Source organism: Agarivorans sp. MS3-6 (assembly GCF_054112545.1).
Genome location: NZ_CM134202.1, coordinates 2342961 through 2362849 on the forward strand (window position 1 = coordinate 2342961; position 19889 = coordinate 2362849).

At 43.9% G+C, this 19889-nt stretch carries 19 protein-coding genes; 5 read left to right on the forward strand and 14 right to left on the reverse strand.

Features of this window, described 5'->3' with window-relative positions:
- Window positions 1–20 precede the first annotated feature (20 nt).
- Complete coding sequence (locus tag ACVFI8_RS10770; protein WP_457873799.1) at window positions 21–659, reverse strand: HAD family hydrolase; 639 nt, start codon at window positions 657–659, stop codon at window positions 21–23.
- Window positions 660–1142: 483 nt separating this feature from the next.
- On the opposite strand from ACVFI8_RS10770, the gene ACVFI8_RS10775 reads away from it, so the two are divergent.
- The 3 genes from ACVFI8_RS10775 to ACVFI8_RS10785 all read left to right on the forward strand — a co-directional run bounded on the left by ACVFI8_RS10775 (window position 1143) and on the right by ACVFI8_RS10785 (window position 4870).
- Window positions 1143–3035: a PTS mannitol transporter subunit IICBA gene (locus tag ACVFI8_RS10775; protein ID WP_248713592.1), complete on the forward strand. Its 1893-nt coding sequence runs from the start codon at window positions 1143–1145 to the stop codon at window positions 3033–3035.
- 87 nt (window positions 3036–3122) lie between these two features.
- The gene (locus ACVFI8_RS10780; RefSeq protein ID WP_248713593.1) at window positions 3123–4271 is read left to right on the forward strand and encodes a mannitol-1-phosphate 5-dehydrogenase; all 1149 of its coding nucleotides are present in this window, start codon (window positions 3123–3125) and stop codon (window positions 4269–4271) included.
- The gene (locus tag ACVFI8_RS10785) at window positions 4271–4870 is read left to right on the forward strand and encodes an MltR family transcriptional regulator (protein WP_248713594.1); all 600 of its coding nucleotides are present in this window, start codon (window positions 4271–4273) and stop codon (window positions 4868–4870) included. Before ACVFI8_RS10780 ends, ACVFI8_RS10785 begins: the two co-directional genes overlap by 1 nt.
- Window positions 4871–5035: 165 nt before the next feature.
- Here the strand turns inward: ACVFI8_RS10785 and ACVFI8_RS10790 are convergent, their stop codons facing one another.
- From ACVFI8_RS10790 to ACVFI8_RS10830, 9 genes are all read right to left on the reverse strand, one after another.
- Complete coding sequence (locus ACVFI8_RS10790; protein WP_248713595.1) at window positions 5036–5473, reverse strand: DUF411 domain-containing protein; 438 nt, start codon at window positions 5471–5473, stop codon at window positions 5036–5038.
- Window positions 5470–6030 (reverse strand): c-type cytochrome, encoded by a 561-nt coding sequence (locus ACVFI8_RS10795; RefSeq protein WP_457873800.1) that lies wholly within the window; start codon window positions 6028–6030, stop codon window positions 5470–5472. Before ACVFI8_RS10795 ends, ACVFI8_RS10790 begins: the two co-directional genes overlap by 4 nt.
- Before the next feature lie 127 nt (window positions 6031–6157).
- Window positions 6158–6544: a hypothetical protein gene (locus ACVFI8_RS10800; RefSeq protein ID WP_457873801.1), complete on the reverse strand. Its 387-nt coding sequence runs from the start codon at window positions 6542–6544 to the stop codon at window positions 6158–6160.
- A 91-nt stretch (window positions 6545–6635) separates the two neighbouring features.
- Window positions 6636–8120 (reverse strand): lipid-binding SYLF domain-containing protein, encoded by a 1485-nt coding sequence (locus ACVFI8_RS10805; RefSeq protein ID WP_248713598.1) that lies wholly within the window; start codon window positions 8118–8120, stop codon window positions 6636–6638.
- Between the two features lie 115 nt (window positions 8121–8235).
- On the reverse strand, window positions 8236–8655 hold the full coding sequence (locus ACVFI8_RS10810; protein WP_457871313.1) for a DUF2141 domain-containing protein: 420 nt from the start codon (window positions 8653–8655) through the stop codon (window positions 8236–8238).
- 189 nt (window positions 8656–8844) lie between these two features.
- Window positions 8845–10680 (reverse strand): glutamine--fructose-6-phosphate transaminase (isomerizing), encoded by a 1836-nt coding sequence (gene glmS / locus ACVFI8_RS10815; RefSeq protein WP_248713600.1) that lies wholly within the window; start codon window positions 10678–10680, stop codon window positions 8845–8847.
- Window positions 10681–10702: 22 nt separating this feature from the next.
- Entirely contained in the window at window positions 10703–11467 is a 765-nt protein-coding gene (locus ACVFI8_RS10820; RefSeq protein ID WP_248713601.1) for a DeoR/GlpR family DNA-binding transcription regulator, read from the reverse strand.
- Window positions 11468–11546: 79 nt separating this feature from the next.
- Window positions 11547–12407: a sterol desaturase family protein gene (locus ACVFI8_RS10825; protein WP_457871315.1), complete on the reverse strand. Its 861-nt coding sequence runs from the start codon at window positions 12405–12407 to the stop codon at window positions 11547–11549.
- Window positions 12408–12421: 14 nt separating this feature from the next.
- Window positions 12422–13498: a DUF2804 domain-containing protein gene (locus tag ACVFI8_RS10830; protein WP_457871316.1), complete on the reverse strand. Its 1077-nt coding sequence runs from the start codon at window positions 13496–13498 to the stop codon at window positions 12422–12424.
- A gap of 331 nt (window positions 13499–13829) precedes the next feature.
- Here ACVFI8_RS10830 and ACVFI8_RS10835 point away from each other — a divergent pair, with 331 nt between their 5' ends.
- Window positions 13830–15182: an MFS transporter gene (locus tag ACVFI8_RS10835; RefSeq protein WP_248713604.1), complete on the forward strand. Its 1353-nt coding sequence runs from the start codon at window positions 13830–13832 to the stop codon at window positions 15180–15182.
- Between the two features lie 129 nt (window positions 15183–15311).
- Complete coding sequence (locus ACVFI8_RS10840) at window positions 15312–15506, forward strand: hypothetical protein (protein WP_248713605.1); 195 nt, start codon at window positions 15312–15314, stop codon at window positions 15504–15506.
- A 74-nt stretch (window positions 15507–15580) separates the two neighbouring features.
- Here the strand turns inward: ACVFI8_RS10840 and ACVFI8_RS10845 are convergent, their stop codons facing one another.
- From ACVFI8_RS10845 to ACVFI8_RS10860, 4 genes are all read right to left on the reverse strand, one after another.
- The gene (locus ACVFI8_RS10845) at window positions 15581–16078 is read right to left on the reverse strand and encodes a YehS family protein (RefSeq protein ID WP_248713606.1); all 498 of its coding nucleotides are present in this window, start codon (window positions 16076–16078) and stop codon (window positions 15581–15583) included.
- A 290-nt stretch (window positions 16079–16368) separates the two neighbouring features.
- Window positions 16369–17373: a cytochrome d ubiquinol oxidase subunit II gene (cydB, locus tag ACVFI8_RS10850; protein ID WP_248713607.1), complete on the reverse strand. Its 1005-nt coding sequence runs from the start codon at window positions 17371–17373 to the stop codon at window positions 16369–16371.
- Window positions 17370–18761 carry a cytochrome ubiquinol oxidase subunit I gene (locus ACVFI8_RS10855; protein WP_248713608.1) on the reverse strand — a complete coding sequence of 464 codons (1392 nt, stop codon included), beginning with the start codon at window positions 18759–18761 and terminating at the stop codon, window positions 17370–17372. The genes cydB and ACVFI8_RS10855 overlap by 4 nt, the downstream gene beginning before the upstream one ends.
- A 30-nt stretch (window positions 18762–18791) precedes the next feature.
- Window positions 18792–19352 carry a GbsR/MarR family transcriptional regulator gene (locus tag ACVFI8_RS10860; RefSeq protein WP_248713609.1) on the reverse strand — a complete coding sequence of 187 codons (561 nt, stop codon included), beginning with the start codon at window positions 19350–19352 and terminating at the stop codon, window positions 18792–18794.
- Between the last annotated feature and the right edge of the window lie 537 nt (window positions 19353–19889).

Below are 19889 nucleotides of genomic sequence, written 5' to 3' on the forward strand. Positions count from 1 at the left end.
AATCAGCAGCATTTAAGCAATCAGAGAACCGCAATAACCTGTTCCAATTGTTCAAAAATGTAACTCGCTCGGCGTTTTACCTCAGTGGAGGGCATCAATAAATCAGGAATCATTACCGCTTGGCAGCCTGCGTCTAATGCGGCTTGCATACCATTATTAGAGTCTTCCAGCACTAAACAGTATTCAGGACTTAGTAATAAACGCTGACAAGCTAATAAATAACACTCGGGATCAGGTTTACCCTTATCGACATCCTCGGCGGTGACTATCCGTTCAAATTGTTTTAAATAGTCAGACCCTTCGAAGTTATGTTTTACCTCGGCTAAAGCAGAAGAGGTGACCAAAGCGCAGCGCATTTGCTTTTGGCGTAAATGGTTAAACAACTCAGCAAAACCGCTTTTATACGCAATGCCTTGTTGCCTTAAGTGATGAAAATGACGGTCTCGATGCTGTTGAAAGCGGCTTAAATCAGCATCGCTTCCAAAGTGTTGTAGCAGCATCTGCTCGCAAGCGGCATCTGGAACGCCTATAAAATGTTGATACAAAGCATCCGTTAAATCCAAACCTTGTTCATTTGCCGCAAACTGCCAACTGGTTTTATATAGGTGCTCTGTATCAAAAATCAGCCCATCCATATCAAATAATACTGCTTTTATCATCTCTAGCTCTTAATCAATTCTTTGCTTAAATATTAGCGAGTAAAGTGGTTAATTCCTTCAATTTACCTTAAGAAATTTAGAAACAATTATGTAATTTAATTACAGTTGTAGGGTTTTTAGCTTATTTGGTGAGCCTATAACGATTAACAAGTGAGCGATAATGGCTGTATATTATAGGTTAATAATCAACTATGTGATGTGTGTCACTTTGTGTTGTGGTGAATGTGGGGCTCTATTGGTGATTTAGATCTCTTTTTTAATGTGTTTATTGTTATTTGTGAACGGTTGAAAGTTATCAACACCGAAATGTTGTGATGTTAATCACTGTTTATGTTGGGTGTATGTTATTCATTAGTGATTTGTGTCACAAGTTATTGAGTGATGTTGGCAAAAAAGTATCTTGTGCTAGATTTATCTCAACCAGTACGACACACAAAGGTTCTTCAGGGACCGATAAACAAATTCAAAAAAAGGGACAATCCTATGCTTTCTCCTACAGCTAAGATTAAAGTACAAAATTTTGGACGATTCCTCTCGAACATGGTGATGCCAAATATTGGCGCTTTCATCGCTTGGGGTTTCATCACTGCGCTATTCATTCCAACCGGTTGGCTACCCAATGAAACCCTAGCCTCTATGGTTGGCCCCATGATTACTTACCTACTGCCATTATTGATCGGTTATACCGGTGGTAAAATGGTGGCTGGTGAACGTGGTGCTGTAGTGGGCGCAATCACGACCATGGGGGTTATTGTTGGTACCGATATTCCTATGTTTATGGGCGCTATGATTGTAGGTCCGCTAGGCGGCATCGCGATTAAGAAATTTGATGCAGCGGTTCACGGTAAAGTGAAAAGTGGTTTTGAGATGTTGGTTAACAACTTCTCTGCCGGCATCATCGGTATGATTTGTGCCATTCTGGCTTACCTTATCATCGGCCCTGCAGTTAAATTACTGTCAACAGGCTTAGCTGCTGGGGTGAACGCTATGGTTGAAGCAGGTGCCTTGCCACTTGCATCTATCTTTGTCGAACCGGCTAAAATCCTATTCTTAAATAACGCGATTAACCACGGTATTTTCTCTCCGTTAGGTATTCAGCAATCTGAAGAGTTTGGTCGTTCGATTTTCTTCTTGATTGAAGCTAACCCTGGTCCAGGTCTTGGTTTATTAATTGCTTACATGGTATTTGGTAAAGGTAATGCTAAACAGTCTGCAGCTGGCGCCTCTATTATTCATTTCTTTGGCGGTATTCACGAGATTTACTTCCCGTATGTATTGATGAATCCACGCCTTATTTTAGCGGTAATTGCTGGTGGTATGACAGGCGTATTCACCCTGACAGTTTTTGATGCTGGCCTTATTTCTCCTGCATCTCCTGGGTCTATTTTTGCGGTATTGTTGATGACACCGAAAACAGGCTTTGTGGGTGTAATTCTATCGGTTATTGCTTCTGCAACCGTATCGTTTGTTGTTGCATCGCTGCTACTTAAAACTCAAGCCGATACCGGCGAGGATGATTCACTAGAGCAAGCCGCTAGCCAAATGGCAGATATGAAGTCTTCTTCTAAAGGCCAAGCAACGGCTAACGTTAGCGCTGACATGGCACTGGTTAATAAAATTATCGTAGCCTGTGATGCGGGTATGGGTTCAAGTGCAATGGGTGCAAGCTTACTGCGCAAGAAGGTAGAAGCGGCCAACTTGAATATTGAAGTGACTAACCTCGCTATCAATAACCTACCCAATGACGCTGACATTGTGATCACTCACAAAGACTTAACTGACCGAGCACGCACTCACGCTGCCGGAGCTCAACATATTTCGTTGAATAACTTCTTAGATAGTGCGCTGTATGACAACTTAGTTAGTGAGTTAACAACCGCACAGGCGGCTCCAGTAAAAAAGGCTGAAACGCCAGTAGACACTAGCTCTAGCGAACAAGGAACGCTAAAGCTATCTAATCAAAACATCTTCTTGGGAATGGAAGCTAAAACCAAAGAAGAAGTGATTAAGTTTGCTGGTGAACAACTCGTAACACTGGGTTATGTAGAAGCTGATTATGTTCCTGGCATGCTTGCTCGCGAACAATTGGTATCGACTTATCTGGGTGAATCTATCGCTGTTCCACATGGAACAATTGAGGCAAAACAGTTTGTGAAAGCTACAGGTATCGTGTTTTGCCAATTCCCAGAAGGAGTTCGCTGGGGTGAAGATGAAGACGATATCGCCAAAATGGTAATTGGTATTGCTGCCCAAGGCGATGAGCATATTCATGTCATCACTGCTATTACCAATGCACTAGACGACGAAGAAGCAATTGAGTGCTTAAAAACCACATCAAACCCGGAAGATGTGCTTCGAATCCTAAACGGTAAATAGGCTCTAGCCATCACCTAAGATCAACGGAGGCCAAATAGTATTTGGTCTCCTATTTCAGTTTTAACGCTATTTTTCGGGATATTTATTATGAAAGCATTACATTTTGGCGCGGGTAATATTGGTCGCGGTTTTATAGGAAAATTACTATCGGATGCGGGTATCGCGGTTACCTTTGCTGACGTAAATGAAACGGTTATTAATGCTATACAACAACGCGGTGAGTACCAAGTTAAAGTTGTTGGCGAACAATGTACCCTTGAGCCAGTGACGAATGTTACCGCGGTTAATTCTACTAGCCCTGAAGTAGTCGATTGCGTAGCAGAAGCGGATTTAGTGACCACCGCAGTGGGGCCAACGGTATTAAATATTATTGCTAAAACTTTAGCTCAAGGCATCGAAAAACGATTACTGGCAGGCAATGACACCGTCATGAATGTGATTGCTTGTGAAAATATGGTTCGGGGTACCAGCCAGCTTAAGGCTGAGGTGTTTAAATATTTACCGGAAGCCTTACATGCCCGCGTTGAGCAAGGTGTGGGGTTTGTTGATTCAGCGGTAGACCGAATTGTACCACCCGCCGAAGCGGGGGAAACCGACCCATTAGCGGTAACTGTAGAAACCTTTAGCGAGTGGATTGTTGACCAAACGCAGTTTAAAGGAGACATTCCGACGATTGCTGGCATGGAATGTACCGACAACCTAATGGCCTTTGTAGAGCGCAAATTATTTACCCTGAATACTGGGCACCTAATTACGGCGTACCTTGGGGTTATGGCTGGTCACGAAACGATTAAAGAATCAATCGAAGACCCAGCTATTAGAGCCGATGTAAAAGCGGCCATGCAAGAAAGTGGTGAAGTATTGATACGACGTTATCAATTTGAGCCAGCAGCTCACGCTGCATATATAGAGAAAATACTAGGGCGCTTTGCTAACCCGTATTTGCGTGATGAAGTTGACCGTGTAGGCCGTCAGCCTATTCGCAAACTTAGCCCGCAAGACCGCTTAATTAAACCGCTAAACGGTACCTTGGAATATCAGCTACCCAATAGCCACTTAATTAAGGGTATAGCTGCAGCTTTCCATTATCAAAATGATGATGATCCTCAAGCTGTCGAGTTACAGGCAATGTTTAAAGAAAAGGGCTTCGCCGATACATTAGCTTACTATTCAGAGCTGAATAGTAACGACGAAGTTGTTAGACTAGCCGAAGAAGCGTATTTAGCGTTGAAATAATGAGTCAGTCAAGTGCCACACAAGTGGCACTTTGTTATTACCGAGACCCTATGCCAATACATACCGCAAACGAAGCTGAGCTATTAGAAGCTATTGCTGATGCTACTAGCGCCAGCGAGTGTTTAATGGCGGCTTATGATGCCCTAGACGATACCATTGATACCTTACTGAAAAGCATTTTTAATAAAGATGACTACGCGGTAAAGTTTGCTGTGGATCCATTGCTGAAAAGCGATGGCCCGTTAGGTGACATAATGTTGCGATCAAAGCTAATGTTAGGTTTAGGGGTTATTTCTCAGCAAATTTACCAAGATATCGAGATTTTTGTCACCTTAAGAGAGTGGACTAAAATTCAAGATGAAAAAGTAAGTTTCACCGAAATAGACATACTCTTCGAACTTAACAAAGTGCATGCTATCCAACGAATTATGCCGGTTGACGAAGACATGGAATCGTTAAATAAGTTAACGGGGCCTATGTATGATATGTATCTTGCTCGTCACAATCAAAAAGTGAGGTCGACAATTGTTTTGGCCATTACCGATATTGTCAGCGCGCTATGCAAAGATAATGTATTGATGCAAACAATGATGCGTTAGTCCTATCTTTAACTGCATCTGAATAACCAAGGCAAGGAGGCCTTAATCTTCCCTTCTCTGAGGTCACAAATATTAACTTCTTTGTTTTTTATTTACTTAGCCAACAATCCCAGTAAAAAGTAAGGCAGCTGCGAAGACACAACTACCGTTACTTATCTTGATTGGTTAGTACTGGTTAAACACTGCCATGCCATCTTCCGAAAAAGAAATCACCTTAAAGTTTTTGTAAGGCTGACCAGGCTGAGCCATTCCTGGAGAATGTTGAGGCATACCCGGTGCAGCTAAACCTTTTATGTTGTCTGGTCGTTCAGCCAGTAAACGGGCAATGTCTAGCTCAGGTACATGCCCTTCAATTAAATAACCGTTTATCACTGCGCTGTGACAAGACTGTAATTGCACCGGCATACCAAAAGATTTTTTGACGTCGTTCCATTCTCTTTGGTGATGAACATTAACCTGATAACCCTTGTCTTCCATAATGTTGGCCCACTCTTTACAACAGCCACAAGTAGGCGATTTATATAGCTCTATGTTTGGCTTTGCCCAGATAGAGCCTGTGAACATAAGAAGTAATAAGGCGAATACGTTTACAAGATGTTTCATTGTGCTTCCTCTTGTTTAATAAGGTTTAATGTATTTTTTTGGTTTGCTGTCGCCAATGTGGTGGTGCTTGACTCACTAGCAGGAGTAAAAGTAAATGCTTCGGTATCTAGGGGAGCAACCTGTAATGTTGTTGCTGCGCCTAGCGGCGACAAATCGATGCTAATGGAAGAAAAAGTATCATTTTTCACCACCAATTGGCTGGGTTCTCCAATGTGAATGTTTAGGTTGCTGTGGGCAAAAGAGTCACTAATTGTCCATTCAACTAAGTGCATCTTCCCTAGCGATTCTAGGTAAGCGCTTAATGATCTACGTTGTTGTTTAGTGAGTACTGAGGCCAATAACAACATGCTAGGTTCATTGTTTAGGGCGCTATTTAGTTGAGCTAAACTTGCCCCTCTTATATTGCCACCTACATTTCCAGCACCGTTTGCATATTTGCCATGACAGGCTGAACAACCATATCCCCCTGCATTTCGATATAGCACTTGGTCTGCCCAACTCTTAGCGGGCAAACTTAGGCAAATGGATAGCAGCGTATAGCTAAATAATCTGTACATAAAAAACTCAATATAGAGACTCATTTTGAGTCTAAGATATCTTTCTTTAAGGCGATGTTATCACCGATGGAAACCTCGTCATTAAGTCGAACTAGCACTTAACGCGAAGTGAATAACAAAGAAGGACTTAAACGATTGGAGGGCGATAAAGCAGACTTATTCGTCGCACTAGCCGAATGCTTGGATCGAGTGAAATAACCGAACGTTGCGCTGGTTGCGCCTGCGGCTCGGCAGCATGGTTGATAAGGCCAGTAGCAACGTAACAAGAGGCGATACAACAACTTGCCATTAGTTCAGCGGCAACGGCACATTCTGAAGTGGGTTTAGTGTGAAACATGTTTGATGAGGCTGTTTGGCTATTATTCTGCATGGCGCAAGGCGCAGCTGTCATTGAATGATTGTCACCTAACATTTCAAGTTTGCTTGGCGGCGCGCTAAAGGCAAAGCTAGAGAATAGCATCGCCAAGATATTAAACGCTGAGATCCAGATGTTGCCTAACCGTGACAGACGCATAACAAGCCTACTAACTAACCACTGCCATCATTAAAGCGCTACTGAGTAAATAGGTCAAGCAGCATGGCTCTTGTTTCTATCGCTTGGTGGACTAAAAACGGCGATTTAAGCCAGCGATTACTTGGCGACGGTCGCCACCAAAACCTACATATTCAAACATTACCGACCAATAAGCATTCACGTTAAAATTTCCTCCCACTAAACCTTGCCATTTATCTTTGTTTTCTTGGCGAACTTTGTAGTCTATCGATAGCTCGGTACCAGGAATGGGCTGATTGCCGTCAATGCGTAGTTCACTATCAAGATAACTGACACCGGCATAGAGCGCTAAGCTGCGATCGTCTTCAAATTGAAACAGCTTACCGGCGCGAGGAACCGCACTAAACACAATCCCGTCGCTGTTGGTTCTATCCATATCTGCGTAGGTAAAGGTCAGTGGTACAGCTAAAAAGTAACTGCGCCAACCACCCGCCAATACTGTTCCCACGCTATAGCTGTAACCACTTATGTCCACGTTAACGTTAAATGGAACCGTTTCTTTGCCTTCTAATACGCCACAGGCTGGATGATTAATAATGCCGGAGCAATCAATTTCTAACTGATTCAGTAAGTCATCACCGTTTAGCGCAAAGTTTACATTGGCATCACCGCTGATTCTGCCAAATGATGTAAACACATTCATGAAAGGAAACAGCCACGCATCCAGCTTGATTTGCGGGGTAGACGAGCTGTTATCGTTATCACTAAACGCCACAAAATCGATAGGTACGTTCGCACCTTTGCCGCCAGCACCTACATGCAATTCGTCTATATCCATATGCTGATAGGTATCAACATAAATTAAACTAATACCAATTGGCAGTGGTAAGTCATAACCTAAATCAATCACCCTTTGGCCATAAAATGGCAATATACGGTCCCATTTTCTAGGTGCATGTTGCTGTTGAGTGCCTCGCGCTTTAGTGTCTTTCATTGGCAAGGTGACTTTGTTTAGGCCACTATCGGTAAGCTCTTCATTACGCGATATATTCACTAATACCGCCGAGCTAGATACGTTGGCGCCACTTTCACTGACAATGTATGCGGGTACGTCATATTGGTTTACAGTTACCGTGCTAGCGAGGGTTTGTCCGCTTTCGCCTAAGCGCCATTCTGCAACCACGCCCGAGCTCCAACCTCCGCGACTAAAAGCATCAATACTTTGCTGGCTTTCAAGTAAACCTACTAGATAATAAGAGCTTTTGCCTAAACCAAACCCTACGTCGTAACGCTCAACATCCATATAAGTAATACTATCGTTATACTTGTTATATAACGCACCTAAGCCATTTGATTTACCTAAAACGGGCACTTTAAAGCTCGAAAGTTCAATGGCAAAGTACCCAGCAGCTTGCTCTACCTCTTCTTTTAGTTCTGGGTTCAGTTCAACCAATCGCTCTATGCCCTTGCTAGCTTGCTGCTCAACCTGCTGGCGCACGGCTTCGCGCTCGCTGGTGGGAATGAGTGTTTTAGTAGAGCAAGCACTTAAAGCTAAAACGACAAACAAACTAAGGGTAAAACGTAGCGATGTTTTCATTACAATCCTTGTTATGTTTAAGCTGGATCCTACAGCTATTTGTTCTGAAAGGGGGTTAGCTAAATGCTTGAGTAAAACGCCCGACAGTCGAAAATGATGATGGCTAAGTCTTAGCTTAGATTTCTTTTATTTTAATCGTAAATACTTGTTCTTGCCCAGATAGGCTTATTTTTGCTTCTTGGTAGCTTGGTGGACCCAAACGGCCTTTTGCATTATTGCTCATTCCGGTGGGTTCATTGGGTATTCCAAGCCAATTAGTATCTAATTGGCCATTGCTATTTTTGTCATGAAAAACATTGATGGCACACTCAGAGGGTAATGAGTGGCTAACAGTGAATCTTAACACAGCGTTGTTCGCATTTTTTGCGGGTATCATTTTGATTAATAGGGGCTGTTTTAAATAGCTTTCATCCGAATCCCACACCCTAAGCACTACTTGCCCATCGGTAGAGTTGATACCAACAATATCAATGTGTACATCTGCTGCAAATACACTCCATGGCACTAGGTAAATGAGGTAAAACAAGTTTTTCATACAATACTTACCGTTGTTGTGTCAGCAGTAAAGCTGATTGAGTGCTGTTGGTTGAATTACACTTATTTCGTATATTAACAAGGCTTATCAAAAAAAAACGACCTACCAAGCGGCAGATCGTTTTTATTGTTTGTTAGCTAAGTTGAGCTTTACTTCCAGTGACTACTCTGCTCGTACACCACGTGTCAATTATTCAACCGTAACCGCTTTGGCAAGGTTACGCGGTTGGTCTACGTCGGTGCCTTTAATCAGTGCAACATGATAAGACAATAACTGAAGTGGTACGGTGTAAAGTACAGGCGCTACCAGCTCATCAACATGCGGTAGTTCTATCACTCGCATAGTTTCATCGCTGCTAAAGCGGGCATTTTGGTCGGCAAATACATACATTTGGCCGCCACGAGCGCGAACTTCTTCAACGTTAGATTTTAGCTTCTCTAGTAATTCGTTATTTGGCGCCACTACAACTACAGGCATATCTGCGTCAATTAACGCTAATGGACCGTGTTTTAGTTCGCCTGCAGCGTAAGCTTCTGCGTGAATGTAAGAGATTTCTTTAAGCTTCAGTGCACCTTCCATTGCGATGGGATATTGGTCACCGCGGCCTAAGAACAAGGTGTGTTCTTTATCGGCAAAATCTTCGGCTAATTTTTCAATCGTTTCTGACGTGGCTAACACTTGCTCAACCTTGGCTGGCAATAATTTTAGCTCGGCAATCACTTCTGCTTCACGCTCGGCTGTTACTCGGCCTTGTAAGCGGCCAATGCCTAAGGTCAGTAGCAATAAAGCCACCAATTGAGTGGTAAAGGCTTTTGATGATGCTACGCCAATTTCAACGCCAGCTTTGGTCATAAAAGATAGGTCTGATTCGCGCACTAACGACGAGCCCGGCACGTTACAAATGGCTAAGCTAGACATGTAGCCCAACTCTTTAGCAATGCGTAAGGCTGCTAGGGTATCAGCAGTTTCACCAGATTGAGACAAAGTAACAAACAAGCTGTTTGGGCGCACTACCGATTGGCGGTAACGAAACTCTGATGCAATTTCTACGTTACAGGTTACGCCTGCAACGGCTTCTAGCCAGTAGCGCGCTACCATGCCCGAGTTATAAGAGGTACCACAGGCAATAATTTGTACGTGTTCAACTTTAGATAATAGCTCGGCACCGTTTGGACCAAACTCATCAATGTTTACACCGGCAGCCGATACACGTTGCTCAAGGGTTTGACGCAAGGCACTGGGTTGCTCAAAAATTTCTTTTTCCATGAAGTGACGGAAGCCAGCTTTACCACCCGCGTCATGTTCAACGGTAGATTCGGTAATTTCACGCTCTACCGGCTGACCATTAAGATCAAAAATCTCAGCGCCAGCGCGAGTGACTTCGGCTACGTCGCCTTCTTCTAAGTAACTAAAACGGCGAGTTACGGGCAACAATGCCAGTTGGTCTGATGCGATAAAGGTTTCGCCCATACCGTGGCCAATAACTAACGGACTACCTGAGCGAGCAACAACAATACGCTCTGGGTCATTTTGGTCGAGTACTACCGTACCGTAAGCGCCGTCTAATTGAGGAACTGCACGTTGCACAGCTTCACGCAATGAACTCGCTGTTTTTAACTCGTGGTGTACAAGGTGAACAATGACTTCGGTGTCGGTTTGAGAGGTAAAGGTGTAGCCTAGACCTCGTAACTTCTCACGTAGTTCATCGTGGTTTTCAATAATGCCGTTGTGCACGACGGCAAGAGTACTGGTAGAAATATGTGGGTGAGCATTAATCTCACTTGGTTCGCCGTGGGTTGCCCAGCGGGTATGCGCAATACCAATAGCGCCATTTACTTTAGACTCAGCCACCGCATCTGAGAGTTCTTTCACTTTTCCTAAGCGACGAACCCGTTGTAGCTGACCCGCGGCATTAATGACCGCTACACCGGCAGAGTCGTAGCCGCGGTATTCTAAGCGGCGTAAGCCTTCTACTAAAATTTCAGCAATGTCACGTTGAGCTACTGCTCCTACAATTCCACACATAGTTCTTTCCTTGTCGATAAATTTATTGCGCTATCACCAGATTAACGCCTTGAGCACGAATTTGCTCGGCGACAGTAGGGTCTAGCTGTTTGTCTGTGACTAGAGTTGATATTTTTGACCATGCCAACTCTAAATTATGAATTCGTCTACCGATCTTATTTGATTCGGCTAATACCACCACTTCTCGGGCGACTTCTGCCATTACTTGGCTTAAGCCCACCAGCTCGTTAAAGGTGGTAGAGCCGCGCGCTACGTCAATGCCGTCGGCACCTATAAACAGCTGGTCAAAGTCGTAAGCACGTAATACTTGCTCGGCGACTTGGCCTTGAAACGCCTCTGAGTGGGTGTCCCATGTGCCACCGGTCATCAAAAGGGTGGGCTCGTTTTCTAATTCGCGTAACGCTCCAGCGATGCTTAGCGAATTCGTCATCACCACCAAGCCTTCTTTTCCTGAAAGCTCTGGTAATAAGGCGGCGGTAGTGCTGCCGCTGTCGATGATGATGCGATTGTGATCGCGAATTAAGCCAGCTGCTGATTGAGCAATTGACTGTTTTTGTTCAGAAATATGTTCTTCATCGGGCTCTTGGATCAACTCTTTGGGAATCGGTACCGCCCCACCGTAACGCCTTAACAATAAGCCATTAGCTTCAAGACTAGCTAAGTCCTTTCGAACCGTAACTTCTGATGTTTCAAAAGCGTGAGCTAGGTCGTCAACCTTTACCTCACCATGTTCGGCAAGCTTTTCTAAGATTAAGCGACGACGCTGCTGGGTGTTTCGTTTGATCATATTCTCAAGTGTTAAGTTTCGATTCGAAACTTATTATAGTGAAGCGAAACTTAAGATCAAGTTTGAATCATTATTATTACTACTTATTAGGGGGGGTTTTGGGGGGCGCAAACAATAAGCCACAGCGCTGGCGAAAAGATAGCCCTGGGGCTAAGGTTTCGCGGTACATGGCCCGCCACTCATTAAAGGTAACCACCAAGGGATTAAAGCTGTTAATTGGCTGGGTAATTCCATATTCAACGGGTTGCTGCTCTTGTTCAAAACTACCGAATAGTTTGTCCCAAATGATAAGCACGCCGGCGTAGTTTTTATCTATATATTGCGGGTTTCGCCCATGGTGTACGCGGTGGTGAGATGGCGTGTTAAATATCCATTCTAAGGGGCCTAAGCGTTTAATGGCTTGTGTATGTACAAAAAATTGTAAACCCAAATTAAGCAGCACCACAAAAACTACCCAGTGAGGGTCGAAACCAATTATCACCAAGGGCAACCAAAACACCCACATGCCGGCTAAGGGGTACATAACACTTTGTCGAAAGGCGGTACTAAAGTTCATATTCTCAGAACTATGATGCACTACGTGTGCAGCCCACATCCAACGAACCCGGTGGCTGGCGCGATGAAACCAGTAATAACAAAAATCTTGCGCAATCACTAAGGCAATAAAGCTAAGCACATTCATTTCTATCTCGAACACTCGCCATGCAAACAGTGAAAGATAGAGCTGGCTAATCAGTAAACCAGTGAGTAAATCACTCAGCTGATGCATCCCTGCTAATGCAAAATTACACAGCACCTCTTTACTTTCATAACGAGCAGATGAAGGTAACCGCTGGCGTTGATTGCCCCAGTACCATTCCAGCCCCATGCATATTACAAAGAGTGGCGCTAATGCCAACAGTAAATATTCGGGGTGACTAATGAGTAAACTCACATCCATGTTGGGTTCCTTAACTACCAGCGGGCAAAGTGGTCTTCGCTTAGGCCTAACACCTTATCTAAGTGATGCTGTTTACCAGATTGATCGGTAAGCACGCCGGAGAAATGGCCAATGTATTGCCTAAAATTACTTTTAAGTAACCAAAGGTTCAGGCGCTCTTGGCGGCCATTAAGTGGAGTAAAGTGCAAATTTACTTGGCCATCGGCAGAGTATATATGCCAGTTATTGCTGGGCTGATTGCCTCGTGCAGCTGGTAGGCGCGAGAATTCAAAATGTACTGGACCTAATAGCTGCTTTTGTCCTTGTAACCACAGTACGTTTTCATTAAAACCGGTTTCGTTAACCCCTGCAGCCAAATTAAGGCCAAGCGTTAACTCTCCAAGTTGGGCTGAAATACTGGCCCATCGCCAGCTGGTTTCGCGGCGCATATATCCAGCAGAGAAATCATAGCCTGCCAAAGCTCCCGCTAAGTTTTGGCTAACACCGTTCACCGTCAGCGCGCCATTTAGCGCTAAAGCATTGTGTTTTTGGGTATAGGTCCAGCCGTTATATGCGGTAGGGCTACACATCGCCATTACCTGCTCTGGGTTTACACTTAGCAAGCTCAATTCAGCCTTTATAAATGGCGTATTTACCGTTAGTTGCCACTGACCATTTTCAATCGTCATACTGAGGGTGGCTTTACCATTGATATAGGCGCGGCTATTTACGCTGCTAGGCTCGGTGCCGTAAGCCACACCACAGGGTTTTAGCCAATTAGTCTCCTGCAGCTCTTGGCTGGCAATGTTATACACATAACAAAAGCCGCTGGCTAAATAACGAATATCGGCAATGGCTACTCCTATTATGTAGTGTTTGGTTTTTATGCTGATGAACTGAAATTGCTTGTAATGAAAATGCTTGGCCCAGGCCGATGCGGGTCTGTCCATCACGGTGTTATAGATGAAATGGTGTAAACCTAAATTGCCAACGGCTTGATTGAAGTGACCAAACTGCACTTTGCCGCTGGCATCGATTAAGCTTGCTGGGGCTGCAATGGATTGAATCTCTGCGTGCTTGGCCTCAATCATTTTCTCTCCGTCTGGTAACATTTTATTAACATCCACCTAGCTAAACAGATATTGAGTAATTATTCTAAAACTTGCATTCAGATCTGTGAGCACGCTTACTGATTTACGTTTATTTCCGTCAGTAAGCGTGGTTGAGGACCATGTCTATGTTAGTTGCAGAGTATTAACGGGTAAATGATATATTTTTAGTCAAAAATATCGCTAAATGTGACCATGAAAGCATTTTCATGTTTTAATGTGATCTAGATCGCTTAATTTTTGTGGATTAAATCACCTTTTGTCTTCACAATCTCGCCAAATTCCTCACCAGCTGGCTTGACCAGTTGTTCACTCTCAGCAGTAAGTAAAGATTATGAACACAAACAAACCAAAATTACGTTTTTGGCAAATCTGGAATATGAGTTTCGGATTTCTGGGTATTCAGTTTGGCTTTGGTCTACAAAACGCTAACGTCAGCCGAATTTTTGAAACCCTAGGTGCCAGTATCGATCAAATCCCTATTTTATGGCTGGCTGCTCCGGTAACTGGCTTGTTGATTCAACCTATTATTGGTTATATGAGTGACCGCACTTGGAATGGTTTAGGTCGCCGTCGCCCTTACTTCTTAGTTGGCGCGATCTTGTCTTCATTGGCTTTATTGATCATGCCTAACTCGCCTTACTTATGGGTAGCGGCTGGTATGTTGTGGATCTTAGATGCCTCAATTAACATCTCCATGGAACCCTTCCGAGCGCTAGTTGCTGATAACCTACCGTCAGAACAGCGTACTCAAGGCTTTGCTGTTCAAACCTTCTTTATTGGTGTTGGCTCGGTTATCGCGTCGGCGATGCCTTATATGCTGGCAAATTGGTTTGGTGTGGCTAATACCGCCCCAGAAGGAGTCATACCACCGTCGGTTAAAATCTCTTTCTATGCTGGAGCAGCAGTATTTTTTGGTGCGGTATTATGGACAGTGCTTAAAACTAAAGAATATAGCCCTGAAGAAATGGATCGCTTTGAAAGCGCAGAGCCAGAACAAGAAAGCGGTGATGGTTTTGCAGCGGTGTGGGCTGACGTGAAGAAAATGCCAACCACGATGCGTCAACTGGCGGTGGTACAGTTTTTCTCATGGTTTGCTTTGTTTGCTATGTGGATTTACACCACCTCTGCAGTGACTAGCAGCATTTATGGTGCAACTGATACCTCGTCAAGTTTATACAATGAAGGAGCTGACTGGGTAGGCCTTTGTTTTGCTATGTATAACGGCGTAAGCGCTATAGCCGCCTTCGCCTTGCCTTGGCTAGCTAACCGTACCAGCCGTAAAGCGGTACATGCTTTATGTTTAACGATGGGCGGTATTAGCCTGGCCGGCATGTACTTCATTGAAGATCCGAAAATGCTTATGCTTAACATGGTAGGTATTGGTTTTGCTTGGGCCAGCATTTTATGTATGCCTTATGCTATTTTAGCGGGTTCGTTACCGAGTAAAAAAATGGGCTTCTTTATGGGCGTATTTAACTTCTTCATTGTTATTCCTCAGATTTTAGCGGCGGGTATCTTAGGCTACTTTACACGCGAATTTTTTGGTGGAGATTCAATGATGGCCTTGGTATTAGGTGGTGCTTCTATGGTGATAGCGGCCTTAGTGACGCTAACCGTAACCGACCAAGATGACCCTCAATTAGTTAATCAAGACACTCACTTAAACCAAACGCAAACCGCTTAGTTTAAGACAACGGGCGAGTCATCTCGCCCGTTCATTTCTTCATTCTCTCGTCGTTTTCCCGCATACAAGGATCTAAGTCTCAACGACAAACGTAACTATTGTTGAACCTTAGTAATGTGGAGTCAGCTTATGAGCCATCATATATTCAAAATAGGTATTCGTTGTGTTTACGATAATGGTGAAGCCATTGTCGACAAAATTGATGAAGTAAACAGTGTTGCCTTGATCCGCGATCAACAAACGGGATTACTGCATGCTCGTCATATGCATGAGCTGTACCCCGACGATGCGCAATTTCATAGTGAGCAGGATACTTACTATTAGTTGAGGCTAAAATCTTGTAAGGGGCTATATAGCAAAATGCCGAGCAAGAGCTCGGCATTTTTTATTGATTAGGCTTATTCAGCATCCCACTCAAAATCAGGCGCTTCTTCAGGATTCGCGCGATATTTTAATTGCATACCATGTAGGAAGTTGCGCATGATTTGGTCTTTACATACGCGGTAATGCTTGTGATCAGGTTTTCTGAAAAAGGCACTTAATTCATGTTTGCTCAGTTGAAAACCCGTTAGCCCTAGCACTTCTAAGACTTCTTCTGCTTTTAGGTTCAAGGCAATTTTCAGTTTCATAAAGATAATATTGTTGTTTATCTTTTTCTCTGGTGCCGGCTGTGGGCCTTCGCGTTTTCCGCGTTTTTCATTGATAAGACCGTTTAAAAAAGCCGCTAAGGTTTTGTCGCTACAATTTTTATAGGCAGGATCTTCTTCTTTCTTTAGCCAATCACTTACTTCACTGCGGGTAACGGTTTGGTCAGCCAGAGCAAAAATGGCGATCATTTTGTTGTCGTTAAAGTTAAAGCAGTAGCGAATACGGCGAAGAATATCGTTGTTAGTCATGCAAAGTTCCTGATCAAAATTAAGTGTGCTAGGAAAAATAAATCTACCAAGCGCAGAGCCAGCAGGATTCTACTTGAATGCGAAACAAGTAGATAGGCTAATCCCTGTTTATTTATTGAGCGTAGTCAAAGCTCAGCGGAGCAGCTAAGTTTTTAATTAGAAAATTGAACGAAGCCGTTTGTCTCGCCGCTGTAGGGGGCACACTACGCGCCTCTCAAAAATAATGCCGCTCAGTTAACCGAGCGGCATTATTTGACTAACAACTATATTTAAGGAGGCTAATATGACCCTTAATGGTAATTAAGAGAGGTTGCTTTACCTCTAAATACCCAATAAGAGAAGGCGGTATAAGCCAAAATAACCGGCACTACGATTAGTGCGCCAATTAAAATTACCGACAGCGACTCAGGGGCTGATGCTGCTTCCCATACGGTGATTTGTCCGGGTACCACATAGGGAAAGAAGCTAAAGCCAAGTGCACTAAAGCACAATACAAAAATCAACATCACTAAGCAGAAGGGAACCCAACAGTGACGATCGTTTTCTTTGGGTAAACGTCTCAGCAAAACATCATTAAAGATGAAGGCTGCAAAACACAACGCCGGGATCAGTAATACAAACATTACTAAGGGGAAATCGAACCAGCGGTCAAATACTCCTGGGTTTACCAGCGGGTTGACAATGGATACCGCTATCACGCCGATTAGGCAGAAACGACCGGTTGTTTTTGCCCAGTTTACAGAGCGCTGTTGTAGTTCACCTTCGGTTTTCATGACTAGCCAAGCCGCACCAATATAGCTGTATGCGGCAGTAACACCTACACCACTTAATAAGCCAAACAAGTGGGCACTTAGGCCTTCTTCAAAGCCCATTACATATAAACCTAACATGTAGCCTTGGGCTAAGGTGGTGAGAATAGAGCCTGCTTTAAAGGTTCGATCCCAAGCGAGCTTGTGGTCAATGGCCGCTTTGGCTCTAAAGTCGAAGGCCACGCCACGCATAATAAGCCCGATCAGCAAAATCGCTACCGGAATGTATAGATGATACAACACCACACTATGCGCAGCAGGAAAGGCAATCAGCATGATGCCAACCGCGAGCACTAACCAGGTTTCGTTAGCATCCCAAAATGGCCCGATTGAGGCAATCATGGTATCGCGCTGTGCTTCGTCGGCTTCCCCCATTGGCAGTAGAATTCCTACACCAAGGTCATAGCCATCTAAGATGGCGTAAATAAGAACCGAAAGGCCCATTAAACCGATGAAAATGACCGGTAACCAGTAGGCGTCCATCATACGTTGGTACTCCCTTCAGTAGTGTTTTCCAGTTGGTTTAGGTTGGTTAAGTTTCCATCTGGTTTGGGTTCGTTGGTTTCAAATTCTTCTTCTTTCACCGCTTTACGCGCCATGAGAAATACCGTTCGAATGTAGGCAACTAGCAAGAAGGCGTATACGATCAAGTATAGGGCCAGTGAAAAGGCAACGTTTGAAGCGGGTAAGCTGGTTACCGCATCTTCGGTACGCAATACGCCGGTGACCAACCAAGGTTGACGCCCAATTTCTGTGACATACCACCCCGCTAATGTTGCCACCCAACCCGAGAATGTGGTGGCGACTAATATTTTAAGCATCCAGTTAGGCATTTTGCCGCGGCGTACCATTTGGTAGCTACCAAACCAGCTTAGCGCTAGCATCAGTAAACCCAAACCGACCATTACGCGGAAGCTCCAAAATACTGGGGCTACTGGTGGATGTTCATTTTCAAATTCGTTCAAGCCTTTAAGCTCACCATTAAGGTCGTGAGTCAAAATTAAACTGGCAAGTTTAGGGATACCAATAGCAAATTTGTTGGTTTTTGTTTCTTCGTCTGGCAAGGCAAATAGCAGTAGAGGCGCGCCTTTTTCGGTATGCCATATCCCTTCAATAGCGGCGATTTTTGCGGGTTGATGTTCTAGGGTGTTTAAGCCGTGGTAGTCGCCAACTAAAGCTTGAGTGGGCGCTAACACTGCAGCAACTATCATGCTTACTTTTAAGGTAAGGCGTGGTGCTTTTTTCACATCCCCTTTCAGTATTCTATAGGCTGAGATACCCGCAATGAAGAATGAGGCAGTTAAACCCGATGCGATTAACATGTGGGTTAAGCGATAGGGGAATGAGGGGTTAAATACAATCGCAAACCAGTCGGTGGGGAAGGCAACGCCATCGCGCATTTCAAAGCCGGTGGGTGTTTGCATCCAAGAGTCGAGCGCTAAAATCCAAAAGGCCGATAAACTGGTGCCTACCGCGACCAATATGGTGGCCAAGGTATGGACTTTGTTTGGTACGCGTTTAATGCCAAACAACATAATGCCTAAGAAGGTAGCCTCGAGGAAGAACGCGGTAAGTACTTCGTAACCAAGTAAGGGGCCAGCAATATTACCTACGGTTTCCATGAAACCTGGCCAATTGGTGCCAAACTGGAATGACATGGTGATGCCACTCACTACACCTATCGCAAAAGATAGTGCGAATACTTTCACCCAAAAGCGATAAGCACGCATCCAAATGGGATTGCCGGTCATATCGTGGCGAACTTTAAAAAATACTAAAAACCAACACATCGCAATGGTGATGGTGGGGAACAGGATGTGAAAGCTGATATTTGCAGCAAACTGTATCCTCGATAGCATTAGGGCATCAAGCATGGTTAAGCCTCATTAAGATTGATAATGTGATTAGCTGGTGGCAGATCCCTTGTTACCAACAATTTTGTCTTTTAGTTCTAAAATTTTGCCAATACCTGAGCCCATTTTCATTAAACTCTGCAGTTTATCGGGGTTCATAGTATTGAGTGCGTAAGACCACTGAGTAATTAGCTCCAACAAATCATGGATTTCTTCCATTTTTTGCTGGGTATATTTGTCTGCTTCGTTCTCTGGTTCTTCTAATAAATTAGAGCGTAGCAATGAAAGGGTTGGATCTACTTCGCGTTTGCTGCGTTCTTCAAACACCGTTCTAGCCATGTCCCAAATAGAACCGGCAGCGGTGAAAAACTCTCGGCGTTCGCCAGCTTGATGACTGAGCTTAACTAAACGCCATGATTGCAGCTCTTTTAATCCCATACTCACGTTGCCGCGACTAATGCCAAGTTGTTGCATAATTTGTTCTGCGTGCAGAGGATGCTGGTTGATCACCAGTAAAGCCAGTATTTGACCAACGGTTCGATTAAAGCCCCAACGGCTGCCCATTTCTCCGAAATGCAGCACAAAGGCTTGGCTTTTCTCCGATAATTGCACGCGACAAATCCTTTTTATTGAACTTTCAGAAAACAGTGAAACTTTAATTGAAAATTGATTTAAGTCAATATTTTTAAGGTTAAATTTGATGGGATTATTAAATTGTGAGCCCTGTTGAGCTTAACTTTAGAACTCGCAGACTTAAAAATCGCAATGATGACGCCAATTAGACGTTTTCTTGATAATACGCATTTTGTTATGCTTTTTTTGTTATTTTATAGGTTTATTTGTGGTTGTGAGCGCTTACTAACTTGGGGTGGTTTTGATAGAAAAAGAGGTGTTTTCCATACAACACGGGTTTGGCCGTATACTTGAAGAAGCGCGTAGAGTTGGGCATTGCCAAATAAAGCATCAACGAACAGCATCGCTGCAACAAGCACAAGCGATGAATGGGATTGTAGGTATCTATCGTTGATAAATGGCTATGAAAATCTGGTTACTCGATGCGGTAAAAAGCCTGATGAGAAGCGTGTTGGTCATCAGGCTTCCGTTTATTAAGCATCATGAATAAACGTTTAAGTGACCGTTTTACGCCTC